Source organism: Allobacillus halotolerans (genome assembly GCF_018967645.1).
Classification (GTDB): Bacteria; Bacillota; Bacilli; order Bacillales; family Alkalibacillaceae; genus Allobacillus; species Allobacillus halotolerans.
This window is the reverse complement of record NZ_JAHLZF010000062.1, coordinates 1-667: the sequence shown is the minus strand read 5'-3', so window position 1 is coordinate 667 and position 667 is coordinate 1. Positions and strand designations below refer to the sequence as shown.

At 43.2% G+C, this 667-nt stretch carries 1 protein-coding gene; it reads left to right on the top strand.

The genetic code is table 11. The annotated features are described in order from the left end of the window. Window positions 1–514 (top strand): transposase (locus KQ486_RS14775; RefSeq protein ID WP_246569354.1); only part of this gene is annotated, 514 nt, incomplete at its 5' end. Window positions 515–667 lie beyond the last annotated feature (153 nt).

The window sequence follows — 667 nt, the reverse complement described above, 5'->3', positions numbered from 1 at the left end:
TGACCGTCATTATGTACGTCCCATCGTCAGAGGCAAGGAAACCAAGTCCGTCGAGTTCGGTGCAAAGGTCAATAATATACAGATAGACGGCATATCGTTCATCGAACACCTCTCGTTCAAGGCATTCAATGAGGGTATACGCTTGAAGGACTGTATCCGTATGCAGCAGAAGCTTATGAATGTAAGGGTAAGATGTGTGGCTGCCGATTCCATATATGCCAATAATGCCAACAGAAAGTTCTGTACAAAATATGGGATATCCACATCCTTTGTGCGCAAGGGAAGGGCGGCCAAAGATGAGCCTTTGAGGAAGGTGCTTAGAAGCGAACTCTCAAAAGAAAGGGCAACACGGCTTGAAGGAAGCTTCGGCACTCAAAAGCAACATTACTCGCTCTCAAGGATAAAGGCCAGAAACAGGAAGACGGAAATACTGTGGATTTTCTTTGGAATACATACGGCAAATGCCATACTGATGATAGAAAAAATCAGAAACAAAACAGCTAAAGCAGCATGATATGATTTTACTCACAGAATCAGAAGAGGTCATCAGACTTCTTCCGGAACGTCATGTCCTGTCGGATAGAAGTATGTGAGAAAGCACGGAAAAATGACAATAAGAATGGCATATGAAATGGTCATGCCCTATCATCTTCATATGCCATCTTAT